At 41.7% G+C, this 1,260-nt stretch carries 2 protein-coding genes; both read right to left on the reverse strand.

What is annotated here, in order from left to right; translation table 11 throughout:
* A partial coding sequence (locus LZF95_RS26725) for a DDE-type integrase/transposase/recombinase (RefSeq protein WP_233758536.1) occupies positions 1-839 on the reverse strand: 839 nt, incomplete at its 3' end.
* Positions 836-1,219, reverse strand: a complete 384-nt coding sequence (locus tag LZF95_RS26730) for a transposase (protein ID WP_233758537.1) — start codon at positions 1,217-1,219, stop codon at positions 836-838. The genes LZF95_RS26725 and LZF95_RS26730, both read right to left, overlap by 4 nt.
* Between the last annotated feature and the right edge of the window lie 41 nt (positions 1,220-1,260).

A 1,260-nucleotide genomic window follows, 5' to 3' on the forward strand; every position in this document is an offset into this window, starting at 1 on the left:
GTGGAAATCTTGTCTTTTTTCAGCAATGTTCGGAACTGGACCGGGGAGATATTTCCCAGAGCCTTCTTTTTTCTTCGGGTGTTATGATCTTTGATTGCCTTTAATTGGCATTCCTTTAACTCCTTAAGTGTTTTAGGTCTCCATGAATTCAGATAACCGTTGTTGATCAGATCATTGGTCTTCTCGGCATAGGGGTTTTCATAGGAATACATACACATACTTTGATCCATTTTATTTCGCTTACAAACAGCCTTATACAGGTTGCTTTCATATTGTTTACCTCCATCACTGTGGTGAATCAATCCATTTAAACTTTGACTGCGCTTGGTTTTTTGAATGGCTTGCTCCAATACCTGTACATAATTCTCCGCCAGATTGGATTCATAAGCCCCGTAACCGACGATTTCCTGGCTATAGACATCGGTGATATAGATGGTATAAAGCTTCGTGTCTCCATATAGATAATGAGCCATATCAGCCTGCCAGACCTGATTTATCCCATTTACATCTTTATGGTTCAACAGATTTGAAAACTCTCTGGTACCCGACTGTGTGGCTCTGCCATATCGCTTGGGGTATTTTACCCGAAAACCCATACCCATAAAAACCTGGATACTTTTGTCTCGACCAATCGGCAATAGCTCTCCAAAGTCATCATACATCCTCCGACATCCTTGAGTAGGCCATTTTTTACGCAATTTGATCACGTTCTCACTGATCAGACGGATCACTTGATCTTCCAGCTCAGGCTTAGGGATCGGATTCTTGTAGTACGCCTGGCGGGTAACCCCCAGAAGTTCACAAGCCGCACCTACTGTAAATACATAAGAATGCCTCATTTCTCCCGTGATTTGGACACTTGATCGCCAAAAGTTTTTTTTAGATCCGTTTTATACTCATCGGAGGCTAAATCCACTATCACCCGAAATAAATCAGCTTCCAGAGATTTGCGCCCTAAAGCTGCCTCTAGCTCCTTAATCCGGCTTTTGAGTTCTTCGGTGGTCGTTTCTTGACTGTCTTTTTCCATAACCATTCGTATTCCTTTCTTCAAGGTAATCGAATATCTGTAGAGCCAATTGTAAATCGCTGCCTTTGAAACATTGTACTCCCGAGAAACCTCCGCAATGCTTAATTCTTTGCGCTCGATTTGACCCACAATCTGTTTGCGTAACCCTTCACTAAAGGAACGCTTTTGCTTAATTTGATAATCATTTTTCATCCTCATTGGAGTTGTGAACAACAACAAATTGTGACAACTTT

It is taken from the genome of Algoriphagus sp. AGSA1 (assembly GCF_021390545.1).
Taxonomy (GTDB): domain Bacteria; phylum Bacteroidota; class Bacteroidia; order Cytophagales; family Cyclobacteriaceae; genus Algoriphagus.